Source organism: Methylocapsa palsarum (genome assembly GCF_900114285.1).
GTDB classification, from domain to species: domain Bacteria; phylum Pseudomonadota; class Alphaproteobacteria; order Rhizobiales; family Beijerinckiaceae; genus Methylocapsa; species Methylocapsa palsarum.
The window spans coordinates 76166-91532 of sequence record NZ_FOSN01000004.1 but is presented as its reverse complement, the minus strand read 5'-3'; the positions used below and the strand labels follow the sequence as shown (position 1 = coordinate 91532).

At 63.0% G+C, this 15367-nt stretch carries 13 protein-coding genes and 1 pseudogene; 10 read left to right on the top strand and 4 right to left on the bottom strand.

What is annotated here, in order from left to right:
* The first annotated feature begins 61 nt into the window (after positions 1-61).
* Positions 62-994: a translation elongation factor Ts gene (gene tsf / locus BM177_RS06155; RefSeq protein WP_091679920.1), complete on the top strand. Its 933-nt coding sequence runs from the start codon at positions 62-64 to the stop codon at positions 992-994.
* 480 nt (positions 995-1474) lie between these two features.
* Complete coding sequence (locus BM177_RS06145) at positions 1475-2089, top strand: hypothetical protein (RefSeq protein WP_244532158.1); 615 nt, start codon at positions 1475-1477, stop codon at positions 2087-2089.
* A gap of 6 nt (positions 2090-2095) precedes the next feature.
* Here the strand turns inward: BM177_RS06145 and BM177_RS06140 are convergent, their stop codons facing one another.
* Complete coding sequence (locus BM177_RS06140; protein WP_091679911.1) at positions 2096-2659, bottom strand: DUF4337 family protein; 564 nt, start codon at positions 2657-2659, stop codon at positions 2096-2098.
* 179 nt (positions 2660-2838) lie between these two features.
* Here BM177_RS06140 and BM177_RS06135 point away from each other — a divergent pair, with 179 nt between their 5' ends.
* The 4 genes from BM177_RS06135 (at position 2839) to BM177_RS06120 (ending at position 8923) form a co-directional block, all read left to right on the top strand.
* Positions 2839-3615, top strand: coding sequence for a protein-L-isoaspartate O-methyltransferase family protein (locus BM177_RS06135; RefSeq protein WP_244532157.1), 777 nt, complete (start codon positions 2839-2841; stop codon positions 3613-3615).
* Positions 3616-3857: 242 nt separating this feature from the next.
* Positions 3858-5276 (top strand): TolC family outer membrane protein, encoded by a 1419-nt coding sequence (locus BM177_RS06130; protein WP_244532156.1) that lies wholly within the window; start codon positions 3858-3860, stop codon positions 5274-5276.
* Between the two features lie 179 nt (positions 5277-5455).
* The gene (locus BM177_RS06125; RefSeq protein WP_244532154.1) at positions 5456-5902 is read left to right on the top strand and encodes a PopZ family protein; all 447 of its coding nucleotides are present in this window, start codon (positions 5456-5458) and stop codon (positions 5900-5902) included.
* A gap of 150 nt (positions 5903-6052) precedes the next feature.
* Positions 6053-8923 carry a valine--tRNA ligase gene (locus BM177_RS06120; RefSeq protein ID WP_091679908.1) on the top strand — a complete coding sequence of 957 codons (2871 nt, stop codon included), beginning with the start codon at positions 6053-6055 and terminating at the stop codon, positions 8921-8923.
* On the opposite strand, the gene BM177_RS06115 is transcribed toward BM177_RS06120, so the two are convergent.
* Positions 8920-10248, bottom strand: coding sequence for an Nramp family divalent metal transporter (locus tag BM177_RS06115; RefSeq protein ID WP_091679903.1), 1329 nt, complete (start codon positions 10246-10248; stop codon positions 8920-8922). The two genes, BM177_RS06120 and BM177_RS06115, sit on opposite strands and share 4 nt — an antisense overlap.
* 147 nt (positions 10249-10395) lie before the next feature.
* On the opposite strand from BM177_RS06115, the gene mntR reads away from it, so the two are divergent.
* The 4 genes and pseudogenes from mntR (at position 10396) to BM177_RS06100 (ending at position 13006) form a co-directional block, all read left to right on the top strand.
* A complete protein-coding gene (mntR, locus tag BM177_RS06110) occupies positions 10396-10854 on the top strand; it encodes a manganese-binding transcriptional regulator MntR (RefSeq protein ID WP_091680267.1) in 459 nt (152 codons plus the stop codon).
* A gap of 511 nt (positions 10855-11365) precedes the next feature.
* Positions 11366-11656, top strand: coding sequence for a hypothetical protein (locus BM177_RS19455; protein WP_139223534.1), 291 nt, complete (start codon positions 11366-11368; stop codon positions 11654-11656).
* Positions 11640-12476 (top strand): tetratricopeptide repeat protein, encoded by an 837-nt coding sequence (locus BM177_RS06105; protein ID WP_091679899.1) that lies wholly within the window; start codon positions 11640-11642, stop codon positions 12474-12476. Before BM177_RS19455 ends, BM177_RS06105 begins: the two co-directional genes overlap by 17 nt.
* A gap of 97 nt (positions 12477-12573) precedes the next feature.
* A pseudogene (locus tag BM177_RS06100) lies at positions 12574-13006 on the top strand (anthrone oxygenase family protein).
* A gap of 253 nt (positions 13007-13259) precedes the next feature.
* On the opposite strand, the gene xth reads toward BM177_RS06100, so the two are convergent.
* Positions 13260-14036, bottom strand: coding sequence for an exodeoxyribonuclease III (gene xth, locus BM177_RS06095; protein WP_091679895.1), 777 nt, complete (start codon positions 14034-14036; stop codon positions 13260-13262).
* Positions 14033-15343, bottom strand: a complete 1311-nt coding sequence (locus tag BM177_RS06090; RefSeq protein ID WP_091680264.1) for an FAD-dependent monooxygenase — start codon at positions 15341-15343, stop codon at positions 14033-14035. Before BM177_RS06090 ends, xth begins: the two co-directional genes overlap by 4 nt.
* Positions 15344-15367: the final 24 nt, after the last annotated feature.

The following is a 15367-nucleotide window of genomic DNA, read 5'->3' as shown; positions in this document are numbered from 1 at the left end:
ACTCATTGATCCGGCAAGAAGCCGGACACGGCGTCTACGACCGGAAACGAAGGAATGTGAAATGGCGAGCGTCACCGCCGCAATGGTGAAGGATCTTCGCGAGAAGACCGGCGCCGGGATGATGGATTGCAAGAACGCCCTCAACGAAGTCGAGGGCGAAATTGAAGCCGCGATCGATTGGCTCCGCAAGAAGGGTCTTTCCAAGGCCGCGAAGAAATCGGGCCGGATCGCGGCCGAAGGCCTTGTCGCGGTCGCCGTGAGCGGGCGCGATGGAGTGGTCGTCGAGGTGAATTCCGAGACGGATTTCGTCGCAAGAAACGAGGATTTTCAGGCTCTGGCGCGCAATATCGCCGAAGTCGCGGTGAAATCCGGCCTGACCGACGCCGAAGCTCTGAAGAGTGCGCCCTATCCCGGCGGCGGCTCCGTCGCGGAGGCCATCGCCAACGCCATCGCCACGATCGGCGAGAACATGACCTTGCGCCGCGCCGCCTCCGTGCAGGTGAAGGAAGGCTTTATCGGGTCCTATGTCCACAACGCCGTTTCCGAAGGCCTCGGCAAGATCGGCGTGATTGTCGCTCTTGAATCCAGCGGCGACCCGGCGGCGCTGGCGCCGCTCGGCCGGCTGATCGCCTTGCATGTCGCGGCGGCCAGCCCGCTGTCGCTCGATTCGGCCGGTCTCGATCCGGCGGTCGTAGCGCGGGAGAAAGCGGTTCTCGCCGACAAGAACGCGGGCAAGCCGGCCAATGTTCTGGAGAAAATCGTCGATTCCGGGCTGAAGACCTATTTCAAGGAAGTTTGTCTTCTCGATCAGCCTTCGATTCATGCTGACCATGCAAACAAAACCATCGCGCAGGTCGTCAAGGACGCCGAGAAATCCGTAGGCGCTCCGGTCACCCTTAAAGGGTTCGTGCGCTACGCTCTTGGCGAAGGCATTGAAAAGCAGGAGTCGGATTTCGCCGCGGAAGTCGCGGCCGCGGCGAGCGGCCAAGCCTGATCAAGCGCGCCAAGATCTAATCTAGCGCGCCAAGATCTGATCAGGCGCAGGCGGCGCTTTGGTGCGCCTGACGCCGATCCTTTTACAGCCGAGCCTATGCGCCGCGGCTCAGAGCTTATTGCGATCGGATTGAATCAATCCGATCGACAAGACTATGCTCAAGCTTTTGACTCTGGAGCGATTTCTGATCGTTCGCATGACGTCATGCGATCGGAAAGCGCTCGAGCATATTCCGATGGGATTGAATCAATCCAATCGAGAAGAATATGCTCAAGCTTTTGACTCTGGAGCGATTTCTGATCGATCGCTTAACTTCATGAGATCGGAAAGCGCTCCAGGCGCTGCGGCGCTGAATTTGCATGTCCGGACAGGCCTCTTTGCGACGGATTCTGTCGCGACTCGACCCTTGTCCGGTTTCTCGATATAGACACGCCCAAGCCCCCGGCGATTGGCGCTTCCGATAGGATGGAGAAATATCCCATGCATGTTCGTACTGGTTGTTCGCTTTTCGCACTCGCCGCCGCTTCGGCCCTCTTCAATTTTACATCCGTTACTCCCTCGCTGGCCGAGTCGCTTCAACGCCAGTGCAGCGAAAAGTACCAGGCAGCGAAATCGGCCGGAACCCTGAACGGCCAGGCCTGGCCGCAATTTTACAGCACTTGCGTGACCGAATTGAAGGCAGCGGCTCCCGCGGCTCCCGATGCCGCGCCTGTGGCCGCTCCGGTCGCGGCTCCTGAGCCCGCTCCCGTCGCCCCGCCGCCGGCTCCCGCCGCGGCCGCGCCTCCGCCGCCCGCGCCGGCCCCGGCTCCAGTCGCAGAGACTCCTCCCCCGGCCAATCCGCTCAAGCCGCCGGCCGCGAAGGGAAAACCCGAAAAAGCGGCCCCGATGGTCCCCGCTGCGAGCGCCGCGGGCGAAGCCGTGTTTCCCACGGAGATTTCGCCCAAATATTCCGGCCTGAAACCGGGCGTCGCCCGCCAGAAGACCTGCACCGATCAATACAACGCCAACAAGGCCACGAACGCCAACGCCGGGCTGAAATGGATCCAGAAGGGCGGCGGCTACTACAGCGAATGCAATAAGAAGCTTAAAAAGTAGACCGCCTCACAAATAGGCATAGACAGCGGCCAGCGTGCCGGCCAGCCCGAGAAAAAGCGAGCCGTACCAGGGCCAGCGCTGGCCGCGCATGATGATGGAGATGGTCGCGATCGCGATCGAGACATGAAGAAGGGTCACCGCCACGGTCAGAACGTGGTGGCGGCGCTCATGCGATTCGCTGGCGATCAGCTTTTCCTCCGTCTCATGCTCGAGTTGCTCGCCTTTCGCGGACAGCTCCTTTTCATCCTCTCCGTAGCGTTGCGATTGCGCCTTGAAGTCCTCGGCGTTGGGGCCGCCATTGGCGGCGGCGATGCCGTAGAGATTTTTCTTGATGCTTTTCGCCTGGTAAAAATTCCAGATGTCGGTGGCTTTGTTCTGGGTCAGCACGGCGGCGTTCTTGTCGCCGATGGTGGCCGCCGTCTCGATCGTCTCCAAGCTGCCCACCGTCGCAGCGATCACCGCCAGTAGCGCGATCGTGACCGAGACCTGAGTCAGGAACTTGTCGCCGAGATGCGCGACATGCTGGGCGTGTTCCGCGTGCTCGAAATGCTCGGTTGGCGATTCGCTCATCGGCTTGACCTTTTTTCAATGGGAGTTCTGACTTCCGGCGACAAAAGAGGGCCGCATCCCGTCGGCTGACGCGGCAATCAAGCTGCGCCGCAATAGACATGAACGACCGCCCGTTTTATAACCGGGATGATCAGCGTTTCCATCTCAAAGCGCCGACGGTCCGGGGATCCTCAATAGTCATGCAAGACATGCCCGCCGAAGACTTACTCGTTCATCCTTCTCCTGCTCGGGAGGCCCCGGCCGAGGCTGCGCCCGCCGGGGACGCTGGAGCGGAGTCCGCTTTCCTCCGCCGGACGATGGTCGATTGCCAGATCAGAACGTTCGACGTGACGGACAGGACGGTGCTGGCCAGACTGCTGGACGTGCCCCGCGAACGGTTTCTTCCCGCAGAATTGCGCCCGTTCGCCTATTCGGACATCGGGCTCCAGATCCCTTCGCGCGAGCCTGGTCAGGAACAAAGGACGCTCTTGCCGCCGCTGATTCTCGCGCGGCTCATCCAGGACGCGGGCGTCGGCCCCGCGGACAGAGTTCTCGATGTCGCGTCGTCCGGTGGTTATTCGGCGGCCTTGTTCGCGGGCCTCGCCGGCTCCGTCGTCGCGATCGAATCCGACCCCTTCTTACTTGAGCAAATGCGCGGCGCCCTGGACGGCTTCGGACTGCAGGACGTGCGCACGGTCCTTGCGCCCCTGGCTGACGGAGCGCCGGAGGAAGGGCCATTCGACGTGATCTTCATCAACGGGGCCGTCGAAGCCAATCTGGCCGGGCTTTTCAAGCAACTAAAAGAGGGCGGCCGTCTGCTCGCTATTCATTTTCTGCCGGACGATCCGACGGAACGCGCGGGCAAGGCCGTGCGATTCGAGAAGATCGAGGGCGAAATCAGTTCGCGCAAGCTGTTCGACGGTTCGTCGCCTGTCCTTGCCGCTTTCCGGAAAACGCCGGAGTTCTCCTTTTTTTGAACTCTTCTTCCAGCCATGCACGAGTCGCGAGCGTGGCCGGCCGCCCCGTCCGCGTGACTTTTTTGAAGCAATGGGCCGGTTTTTTCGCCGTATTCCGAACGGACGCGACGTTCCGCCACCTTCCCGCTAAATTCCGGCGGATGATAAGTGGATTCTTCCGGGGACTTGGCGACCGGGGACGTGGCGACCTGACCGCTGGCGGGCCGCCTTGTCTTGCGCGGCTTGATCGAGAAGGTGGTCTTTTGTCTGCTCTGCGCCGCTCCTCCTTCGCTCCGCGCTCCTTTCAACGGGCGAGCCTCGCCCTTGCGCTGGCCTTCGCCGGCGTGATCGCTGTTCCACCACAAGCCGGCGCGGAGACGATGTCGGGCGCCTTGGCGCGCGCCTATGGCGGCAACCCGGACCTCAATCAGCAACGCGCGGGCGTGCGGGCGCAGGACGAGAACATCCCACGCGCCTCATCGGGCTGGCGTCCGACGGCGACCGCGAACGCCCAGGCCGGCTACAATTATCTCGATTCCACGTCCGCGGCTCAGGCGTTGCGACAGAGGGCGGGCACAGGGCCGACCTCGTTCGGGTTCACCGTCACGCAGAACATTTTCAATGGCAACCGGACGCTGAACAGCGTCCGGCAGGCGCAGTCGGGCGTTTTCGGCTCCCGCGAAACCCTTCGCGACACGGAACTGAACGTTCTGCGCGACGGCGCCACGGCGTACATGGATGTTCTGAGGGACATCGCCATCCTGGATTTGCGCCAGAACAACATCGTCGTGCTCGAGGAACAACTGCGCCAGACGCGCGATCGCTTCACCGTCGGCGAAGTGACGCGCACGGATGTGGCGCAAGCCGAAGCTTCGCTCGCGCAGTCGCGCTCGGACTATTTCATCGCCCAGGCCGCTCTGCAAAACAGCGTCGCCAATTATCGCAGGATCATCGGCGTGCAGCCGACCAAGCTCGAACCGGCGCGGACGATCGAAAGTCTTCTGCCGCGGAATATGCAGAGCGCCATAGACCTCGCCCTGTCCGAGCATCCGGCGATTCAGGAGCGGCTGCACGCTGTCGACACCGCCGAACTGCAGGTCAAGATCATCGAGGGCGAGCTTTATCCGCGCCTCGACCTTCAAGGCAACGTTCAGAAACAAAATGAAGTCTCGGGGTTCCCCGGCGAACGCTTGTTCAACGGTTCGATCACCGCCAGCCTCACCGTGCCGATTTACGAAGGCGGCGAAGTCTATGCGCGCGCCCGCCAGGCGAAAGAAACACTCGGTCAGGCCCGCATTCAGGCAGATTTCGAGCGCGACGCCGTGCGCCGCGACGTGGTGTCGAGCTGGGGCGAACTCGACAGCTCCAAGGCTGTCATTCAATCGTCCAAGGCCGCCGTCAAGGCCGCCGAAATCGCGCTCGAGGGTATTCGCGAAGAAGCGAAGGTTGGGCAGCGCACCACCTTCGACGTCCTTTTCGCGCAGCAGACACTTCTCAACAGACGGGTCGACCTCGTCGTCGCGCAGCGCAACCGCGTGGTCGCGTCCTACGACGTCATGGCGGCGACGGGACGTCTTTCGGCGGCCAACCTCAATCTGAACGTAGCGGAATACGACCCGACGATTCATTTCGATCAGGTCAAGGACAAGTGGATCGGCCTGCGCACGCCGGATGGCCGTTGATCAGTCCAAGTTGATCAATACAGGTTAATCAATCCAGGCGATACGCCTTGCAAGCGGGGGCGGGCGAGGGCTAACTTGAGCGGCTCCGGCCCACAAACGGCGCGATTCGGCCGGCAAAGCGCATTCGCGCGATCGCCGGCGGGCGGGAGCGGATCAGTCTGACCGAAAGCATCGCGGCCATGAGCGCAGCCAAGCCTCTTCAAGATGAACGCCATGTGATCGACGCTCAGGCTTACGAGCCTGCGATGGAGGACATCCTCGCCTCGATCAGGCGAATCATCGCGGACGACCAGATGGCCTTTGCGGACGCCGCCCCGGACGAAACGAACGTCGGCGCGATCCCCGAACCTGCGGAAAATCCGGGGACGGCGCCGTCCTCGCGCGGGGCGCCCTCCTCCTCGCGAGGTCTCTCGGCGGCGCTCGTCTCGCCAAGGGCGGAGGCGTCGGTCGCCGCCGCGTTCAATGCTTTGGCGGCGAGCCGGTTCGCTAAGAACGCGGACGCAATCGCCGCCCTGACCACGGAGGCCTTGCGGCCCCTGATCAAGGCCTGGCTCGACGAGAATCTGCCGCCGCTGGTCGAGCGGCTTGTCGCGGCGGAAATCGAGCGGATCACGCGGGAAGGTTAGGCCGGCCGAGGTCAGCGCCGCCATCTTTCCAGCCGCGAGGGAGGCGCTTGCCTTTTGCGCCCGCGTTTGCGATCGCTCTCTTCCTGTTGAAAACACCTTGGTTAACCCCTGCTGCGCCCGGCGCGGCCGCATCAAGAATCGATTTTCGAAATGGATAAAACGTTCGATCCCCAGGCGGTCGAAAGCCGCGTCGCGGCGGGATGGCGGGAGGAGGACGCGTTTAGGGCGGGGCGGCCGGAGCGGGCGGGCGCCGAGCCCTTCACAATGGTGATCCCGCCGCCGAACGTCACCGGCGCGCTGCATATGGGCCACGCGCTCAACACCACCCTGCAGGACATTCTCTGCCGGTTCGAGCGGATGCGCGGCAAGGACGTGCTCTGGCAGCCGGGGACCGACCATGCCGGCATCGCGACCCAGATGGTCGTCGAGCGCCAATTGATGGAGCGCCAGCAGCCCGGCCGCCGCGAGATGGGCCGCGAGAAGTTTCTGGAGCGGGTCTGGGAATGGAAGGCCGAATCCGGCGGCGTGATCGTCAATCAGCTGAAGCGGCTCGGCGCCTCCTGCGACTGGTCGCGCGAGCGGTTCACCATGGACGAGGGGCTTTCCCGCGCCGTCGTCAAGGTGTTCGTGCAGCTCTACAAGGAAGGGCTGATCTACAAGGACAAGCGCCTCGTCAATTGGGACCCGCAGCTCCAGACCGCGATCTCGGACCTCGAGGTCGTGCAGGTCGAGACCAAGGGCCACCTGTGGCACTTCAAATACCCGATCGTTGATGACGCCGAGGCGGAGACCGGCGAGTTCATCGTGGTGGCGACGACGCGGCCTGAAACCATGCTGGGCGACACAGCGGTCGCTGTGCATCCGACCGACGAGCGCTATCTACACCTGCATGGCAGGCGCGTGCGGCTGCCGCTGGTCGGGCGGCTGATTCCGATCGTCGCGGATGAATATTCCGATCCCGAAAAGGGCACCGGCGCGGTGAAGATCACCCCGGCGCATGATTTCAACGATTTCGAGGTGGGCAAGAGGCATGAAGCCGAGGGCGTGTGGCCGGTCAATATACTTGACGCTCACGCCAATCTGGATCTGGCGACCAATGACGATTTTCGAGAGGGCGTTGCTGACAACGCGGTACTGAACGATACGATTGCGCGGCTGAACGGAAGCAATCGGTTTGCGGCGCGCGAGCTCATCGTCGAAATGATGGAGGCGCGCGGTCTGGTCGAGCGCATCGAACCGCATCCGCATATGGTTCCACACGGCGATCGCTCCGGCGTGGTGATCGAACCGTGGCTGACCGATCAATGGTACGTCAAAGCCGAAGTGTTGGCGCAGCCAGCGCTCGCCGCCGTGCGAGATGGCAAGACGAGCTTTGTCCCGCAGAACTGGGAAAAGACCTATTTCGACTGGCTGGAGAACATCCAGCCCTGGTGCATCTCGCGGCAATTGTGGTGGGGCCATCAGATCCCCGCCTGGTACGGGTTCAAGATTGTGCCGGACGGACAAGGCGGCGTGACGTTGGATCACACTCCTCACGAGATTTTCGTCGCTGAATCCGAGGAGGAAGCCCAGCGAACGGCCGAGCAATACTATAGTAAAGTCGCCGGCGCCGTTTTCGTCACGTCGAGTGCAACCCATGCGTTGGCGCAACTGACGAACGATCAAAAGGTGAGACTGGACAAAGGCGAGAAGTGGGACAGCCTGCCCATCTGGCGCGACCCCGACGTCCTCGACACCTGGTTCTCCTCCGCGCTCTGGCCGTTCTCCACCCTCGGCTGGCCGGACGAGACGCCCGAACTCAAGCGCCATTATCCGACCAACGTCCTCGTCACCGGCTTCGACATCATCTTTTTCTGGGTCGCCCGGATGATGATGATGGGCCTCCATTTCCAGGGCGAGGTCCCGTTCCGCGACGTCTATATCCACCCGCTCGTGCGCGACGAGAAGGGGGCCAAGATGTCGAAGTCGAAGGGCAACGTCATCGACCCCCTGAACCTCATCGACCAATATGGCGCGGATTCGCTGCGGTTCACCCTGGCGGCGATGGCGGCGCAGGGGCGTGACATCAAGCTCTCGACGCAGCGCGTCGAGGGCTACCGGAATTTCGCGACCAAGCTCTGGAACGCCGCCCGTTTCGCCGAAATGAACGGCTGCGTCCGGGTCGAGAATTTCGATCGCCATAACGTCGCGATCACGCTGAACCGGTGGATTATCGGCGAGACCGCAAAGGCCGTGAATGAAGTCACGGGGGCGATCGAGGCCTATCGCTTCAACGATGCGGCGAACGCGGCCTATCGATTCGTCTGGAACATCTTCTGCGACTGGTATCTCGAACTGGGCAAGCCCTTGTTGCAAGGTGCGGACGGACCGGAAAAGGACGAGACCCGCGCGACGGCGGCGTTTGTCCTCGACGAAATCGTCAAGCTGCTGCATCCGTTCATGCCCTTCATCACCGAGGAATTGTGGGCGATCAAGGGCGCTGAAGGCGCGCCGCGCGCGAGCCTTCTGGCGCTGGCGCCATGGCCGAATCTTGAGGGCTGTGAAAATCCCGCCGCCGAGGCGGAGGTCGGGTGGCTTTTGGAGCTTGTCTCCGAGGTGCGCTCGGTCCGCGCCGAAATGAACGTGCCCGCCGGAGCGCAGATCCCGCTGACTCTCGTCGCCGCCGGCGAGGAGATCACTGCGCGGGCGAAGCGATGGGATGAGCCCTTGCGCCGTCTCGCCCGCCTCTCGGAGGTTTCGTTCGCGGCCGAAGCGCCGGAAAAATCGGTTCAGGTCATCGTGCGAGGCTCCATCGCCGCGCTGCCGCTTCAGGGAATCATCGATTTCGACGCGGAGAAGTCGCGGCTCGCAAAGGAGATCGCCAAGCTTCTGGCCGACGCGAAAAAGACGGAAGCCAAGCTCGGCAACGCCGATTTCGTCGCCCGCGCGCCCGAGGAGGTGGTTGCGGAAAATCGGGAGCGGCTGGCGGAGGCCCTCGCTCGCGCCGACAAGCTTGGCTCCGCCTTGTCGAAGCTGTCCTAACCCGCGATCGCGTCGAGGATCAGCTTGCCGTTCAAGACGATGATGGCGAGGGCGATGACGCCGGCCAGCGCCGTCGTCGGCGCCGACGCCTTGAACGCGCCCATCCGGGCGCGCGAGGCGGTGAGCCAGACGAGCGGTACGACCGCGAAGGGCAGGGCGAGACTCAGCACGACCTGACTGAGCACCAACAGCTCGTTGACCGCGCCGGGTCCGCTGATGAAAATCACCGCGATGGCGGGGACGATGGCGACAGCCCGGGTCAGCATCCGCCGGACGACGGGACTGAGCCTGATGTTGATGAAGCCCTCCATGACGATCTGTCCGGCGAGAGTCGCGGTCAAGGTCGAGTTCAGGCCGCAGGCGATGAGGGCGATGGCGAACAGTTTTGCGGCGAGCGCGCTGCCGAGCAGCGGCGCGATCAGCTGATAGGCCTGCCCGAGTTCCGCGACCTCGTGCTGGCCGTGCGCATGAAACGCGGCGGCGGCGAGGATCAGGATCGACGCGTTGATGACGAGCGCGAAGCAGAGCGCGATTGTCGAATCGAGGATCGCGAAACGAATGGCCTCGGCCTTGTCGGTTTTGCTCGGACCGACGGCGCGGGTGAGCACGATCCCCGAATGCAGATAAAGATTATGCGGCATGACCGTCGCGCCAAGGATGCCGAGTGCGAGATAGAGCATCTGCGGTTCGGTGAAGAGAGCGCGGGCGGGAATCAGCCCACGCGCGACCTCCGCCATATCGGGGCGCGCCAGAACGAGTTCGATCGCGAAACAGGAGGCGATGAGAATCAGGAGCGAGACCACGAACGCTTCGAGTTTGCGGAACCCGAACCGCATGAAGGCGAGCACGAGAAATGCGTCGAACGCGGTGAGGATCACGCCGGCGCCGAGCGGAATTTTGAACAAAAGCTCCAGCCCGATCGCTGTGCCGATGACTTCGGCGAGATCGGTCGCGACAATCGCCGTCTCCATGATCAGCCAGAATACGAAGCTGACCGGCCCCGGCATGGCGTCGCGGCAATTCTGGGCGAGATCGCGCCCGGTGGCGAAGGCGAGCCGCGCCGACAGAGCCTGCAGCACGATCGCCATCAGGCTCGACAAAACCGCGATGAACAGGAGCGCCGAGCCGAACCGTGATCCGGCGGCGAGCGCGGTCGCCCAATTGCCGGGATCCATATAGCCGGTGGCGACGAGATAGCCCGGACCGGCGAAGGCGAGAAAACGCCGGAGGGCTGATCCGCCGCGCGGAATCTCCACGCTGCGATGCGCCCCGCCTAGCGAGGGCTGAACGTAATTTGTTACCGAAGGCGAAGCAGGCGGGGCCACTTTGAGCCTTTTCCAGATCCGGGAATAGGCCTAGAATGTAGCACAGGCTACAATATATTCAATCAGCTTCAGATTGATGTGGGGAGAAATCGTTTTGGCTCTATGCATGTGCGGGCGAATGCGCCGCGCCGCTGGACGCGGCGTCAGATGACCAAGATCGCGAGCGCGGCGCGAGGTCCGGCGATGCTTCCCGACGAAGCCGATCAGGCCCAGCGGTTCGAAAAGGCCCGTTCCGCCCAAGCCGGCGCCTTGCTCGAGGATTATGTCGAACTGATCGACGACCTTCTGGGGAGCGGCGGCGAGGCCCGCCCGACCGACATCGCCCGCCGCCTTGGGGTCTCGCACGCCACCGCGATCAAGAGCATCGCCCGTTTGAAGCGCGAGGGTCTCGCCACCTCAAAGCTGTACCGGGGCGTGTTCCTGACCCCCGAAGGACACGACCTCGCCGCTCGGGTGCGGGCGCGGCACCGGCTCGTGGTGGATCTCCTGATCGCCGTTGGCGTCCCCGAGCGCTGTGCGGAGCTCGACGCCGAAGGCATCGAACATCATGTGTCGGAAGCCGCCCTCGCGGCGTTCGCGCGCTTTCTTGAAGCCAAACGGAAGTAGCCGGCTGCGTCGCTCAAGGCCGGTGACGCAAATGTGAAAGTCGCGGATTTTGCCCGGGCGCAATGAGGCGGACGTTCTACAAACCGCGCCGGAACGAAATTTTTGTGCTTTTTGGGCAACAGAGCGGGGCTTCTTGGCCGTCGCCTGTCTGTACGGCGCGAAAGCCTCTTTCCAGCGGCGAACAACTTGATACACTCCTTTTCAACAAGCTTTCGCCCTCCCCTAACAAGTAGTTAACGGTAAATTTTGCTGCGTCATCGCCAGCCGATTTCGGCGGGCGTTGGTTTCGCGCACGCCAGTTGCGTCCTGTCTCCCTTTGATCCCCGGCGTCGCGGGGAGGGACAGACGTGATTGCGTGCGCTGCAGCGAAATTGTCAGCGCTGCTCGCGATGTGACGAAAAACACATCACGGCGGCGATATCGCGCTTATCTCACTCATATGGAGGATGGCCAAAAAAGGTTTGTCCGCCTCTATTGAATTCGTATCGGTCATGAAGCCCGTGGACTTGCGATGCACACTGAGGCAACCACCCGCGCCGTTTGTTTCGAACACGATCAACATCGTTTCGAATTTATTAACGAGCGCCGGGTTAAAGAGTTGTCACCGGAGGCGGAGCTTTATGGCGAGCGCATGGGTCCGATAGCGATTGATTCGGCGGCGCGCCTAGCCCGAACGGATCGTAAAAAAATTATTTGTAAACCCTGCAAACCGAATTCGGTTTCGATGCGTTATGTTGAATATCGCACCGCTTCCGCCCCATCCATCGCCGGTCTGAAAGACTCCCATGTTCACGCGGACTAGCCGCTTCGTCGCGCTCACAATGTTCGGCTTGGCGGTTGTGCTGCCCGGAGCGTCGATCAGCGCGCTGGAAGGCGCTGGCGTCAGCGGCGCGGCGGCGGACAAGGCGCCCCTCTACAAGACTCCGCGCGCCGCCCTGCAGGCGGGTCTTGAGGAGTTCCGGTCCGGTGACGCGACATCGGCGCTCGCCGCCTTGACCTACGCGGCCGCGGGCGGCGAATCCCTCGCGCAATGGAAGCTCGCGAAGATCTACGCCAATGGCGAAGGCGTCGCCCGGGACGATCTCAAGGCGTATGAATATTTCTCGCAGGTGGTCGCGGAATTCGACGAGGAAAGTCCCAACCGCCGCGATCAGGTTGCGGTTTCGAGCGCGATCGTCGCGGTTGGCGTCTACAATCTTACCGGCATCGCCAACAGCCGCGTTCGTCCCGATCCCGCGCGGGCGATGCAGATGTTCCAGTACGCCGCGACGCGGTTCGGCGATCCCAGCGCGCAATACAACCTCGCCCGGATGCATCTCGATGGCGTCGGCGTCGGCAAGGACACGCGGCAGGGACTTCGCTGGCTTTATCTTGCGGCGCAGAAAGGTCATCTGCAGGCGCAGGCGTTGCTCGGTCAAATTCTGTTGACCGGTCAGGACGGCGCTCCTGCGCAGCCCGGCCGGGCGCTGATGTGGCTGACGCTCGCCCGGGAAGCCGCGACCGACGCCAAGAAAGATCAGTGGATCGTCGATCTCTATGACCGGGCCATGGCTGGCGCCAACGAAGAGGATCGCCAGGTTGCGCTCGTCTATCTGGAAGAACACCTGAAGGGCCGGAACTAGCGCTTTCCGATCGCATGTGGTGCGATTGATCAGAAATCGCTCCAGAGTCAAAAGCTGACGGTGCACCTCCTCCCGAGGGATGGAGCGCGAGCTCATGCTGGCGGGATATCTTGCGCTCGTCACCGCCGCCCTGTTCACAGGGGCTGCTGTCTATATCAATTTTTGCGAGCAGCCGGCCCGCCTGGGTCTCGACGATAAGGCGCTCCTCGCCGAATGGAAACCTGCCTATCGCCGCGGCTTCGCCATGCAAGCGCCGCTCGCCATCATCGGGTCTTTGCTCGGTTCGGTCGCGGCTTGGCAAATGAGCGACTGGCGCTGGCTCGTAGGCGCGGTCCTGCTGGCGTCGAACTGGCCGTACACCCTCAATTTCATCATGCCGCTCAACAAGGCGCTGGAAGCCACGGACCCCGATGCCGCAGGCGCCGCCACGCGCGCGCTGATCGAGCGATGGGGGCTCCCTCCACGCCGTCCGCAGCGCGCTCGGAGCCCTGGCGACGGTTTCTTTTCTCTTGGTCTTGACCGCAAGGTGACTCGGCTCGCGCGTTAAGGTTTAGACAGAAGCGGGAACAGGACAGCGACGAATCACGGACGGCGGCCGGTTGCCGCGCTGTTCCCCCGGATCTTGCGTCGCACGCGGCGCCTCAAGGAGAGATCCGTCTGGCTTGTCTGACCACCGCGCGCCCAGGCCTATGATCGGACTCAGCGTCAGGCGTTAGCGTTTCGTCTCATTTTGACCAGCCCGCAATCAACCCGCGTCGTCTTTTGGTTCGGTCGCCTTTTCATTCAGATGAGGTCGATCCGAATCGGAACGTGATCGGAGGGCTTGTCCTCGCCGCGACGCTGCTTGTCGATGGTCACGGAATTCAGCCGGTCCGCCGCCGAAGGCGACAACAGAAGGTGATCGATCCGGATTCCCTTGTTTTTCTGCCAGGCTCCCGCCTGATAATCCCAGAACGTATAGAGCCCGCCATCATCGGTGGCGGCGCGGAGGGCGTCGGTCAGCCCGAGATTGAGCAGGGCGCGAAATCGCGCGCGGGTTTCGGGGAGGAAAAGCGCGTCGCCCGCCCAGGCGGCCGGGTCGGCGCAATCCTGCGCAGTAGGAATCACATTGTAATCTCCCGCCAGGACCAGCGGTTCTTCGAGAGCCAAAAGTGAGGCCGCGTGGGTTATGAGGCGGTCCATGAAGGCGAGTTTGTAGGCGAACTTGTCCGTCGTCGGCGGGTTGCCGTTCGGCAGATAGATCGAAGCGACGCGGATCACGCCATCGCCAAGGGGCGTGAGAGCCTCGATATAGCGCGCCTGTTCGTCGTCGGGATCTCCTGGCAATCCGTGTTCAACCTCCAGCGGCGTCCTGGAGAGGATCGCGACGCCGTTGAAGCCCTTTTGTCCATGCGTCGCGACATTGTACCCAAGCGCCTCCACCTCGGCGCGGGGGAAGGCGTCATCGACGCATTTCAGCTCCTGCAGACAAAGCACGTCCGGTTCGACGTCCCGCAGGTAACGCAAGAGATGCTCGGTTCTCTGCCGCACGGAATTCACGTTCCATGTCGCAATTCTCAATGCTGGGCTCCCGCGCCGGAAGTCAGCGAACGTCGCCGGGGGCGGGGCTGCATGAGACGGGGGAGCGACCCATGGGTGAGAATGCCCTCGCGCATCAGGGCGCGGCGAAGCGGCCCGATCATCAAAAAGGCGAACATGCCGGCGCCGCGCGCGACGTCGACGGGGATGAAGTCCGACAATAGCGAACGGTTGAGAATGTCGACCCCGTTGGTGCGGAGCGAAATATCGCCCTTGCGCGCGTTCGCATAGGCCTTGAGCGTCTGGCGCTCGCCGATGTCCTTGCCCTGCTCGCGCGCGTCCTCCAGCGCCTCCACCAGCGCCGCGCTGTCGCGCAGACTGAGGTTCAGGCCCTGGGCGGCGAGGGGCGGAAAGACATGCGCGGCTTCGCCGATGAGGGCGACGCGATGTGCGTAAAGCCGATCGACGCTCATTCCGGCCATTGGAAAAAACCCGGAGGGACCGTCGATCGCCATGGCGCCGAGCAAATGATCAACCTGAATCTCCACCTCGCGCGCGAGCGCCTCCGGATCGAGAGCGCGACGGCGGTCCGCATCCTCGGCCGACATCAGCCACACCAGACTTGAACGATGCGGCGCATCGGGGAGCGGGCGCAGCGGCACCAGCGTGCAGGGCCCGGAGCGGGTGTGGAACTCTGTCGATATATTGCGGTGCGGCCTGGCGTGCGACAGCAACGCCGTGAGCGCGGTCTGCGGATAGGTCCAGCTCCGCGCGCCGATTCCCGCCTTGGCCCGGGACAACGACCCGCGCCCGTCGGCCGCGGCGACAAGCTTGGCTTCGATCCTCTGGCCGGCGTCGGTGACGGCGATCACCGCGTCGTGTTCGAAGCGGATATCGCTCAGCAGCGCTTCGACGAGGCGGATGCCTGGCGTTTCATTCACGGCGGCGACGAGACCGTCGACCAGAACATTGTTTTCGATATTTTCGCCAAAAGCCGAAAAGCCGATTTCGGCAGCGGCGAAGGCGACCGAGGGCGCCTTGAACCGCGCGCCCGTGGCGTCGATCATGCTGATTCTTTGAAGCGGCGCGGTCTTGCCGCGAAACCGCTCCCAAAGCCCGAGCGACTTGTAAAAGCGCAGCGACGTCTCGAACAACGCCACGGTGCGGCCATTGGCGCGGCGATCGGTATAACCGACGCAGACCACCGAAAACCCGGCCTTCGCCAGGGCAAGGGCCGCGGACAATCCGGCCGCGCCCGCTCCGGCGACGAGGACGTCGGCCGTCACAGGCGCGTCAAGGCCCTCGCCGGAGTGAACTGAAGTGCTTGTGTCCGGTGCTGAAAGTGTCATCGGCGCCATCCTTTGCCAGTTATG

Bases quoted from the DNA above. Each gene is read 5' to 3' on its own strand.
- tsf (WP_091679920.1), top strand. From the start codon at position 62: ATGGCGAGCGTCACCGCCGCAATGGTGAAGGATCTTCGCGAGAAGACC.
- BM177_RS06145 (WP_244532158.1), top strand. From the start codon at position 1,475: ATGCATGTTCGTACTGGTTGTTCGCTTTTCGCACTCGCCGCCGCTTCG.
- BM177_RS06140 (WP_091679911.1), bottom strand. From the start codon at position 2,659: ATGAGCGAATCGCCAACCGAGCATTTCGAGCACGCGGAACACGCCCAG.
- BM177_RS06135 (WP_244532157.1), top strand. From the start codon at position 2,839: ATGCAAGACATGCCCGCCGAAGACTTACTCGTTCATCCTTCTCCTGCT.
- BM177_RS06125 (WP_244532154.1), top strand. From the start codon at position 5,456: ATGAGCGCAGCCAAGCCTCTTCAAGATGAACGCCATGTGATCGACGCT.
- BM177_RS06120 (WP_091679908.1), top strand. From the start codon at position 6,053: ATGGATAAAACGTTCGATCCCCAGGCGGTCGAAAGCCGCGTCGCGGCG.
- mntR (WP_091680267.1), top strand. From the start codon at position 10,396: ATGACCAAGATCGCGAGCGCGGCGCGAGGTCCGGCGATGCTTCCCGAC.
- BM177_RS19455 (WP_139223534.1), top strand. From the start codon at position 11,366: ATGCACACTGAGGCAACCACCCGCGCCGTTTGTTTCGAACACGATCAA.
- BM177_RS06105 (WP_091679899.1), top strand. From the start codon at position 11,640: ATGTTCACGCGGACTAGCCGCTTCGTCGCGCTCACAATGTTCGGCTTG.
- BM177_RS06090 (WP_091680264.1), bottom strand. From the start codon at position 15,343: ATGACACTTTCAGCACCGGACACAAGCACTTCAGTTCACTCCGGCGAG.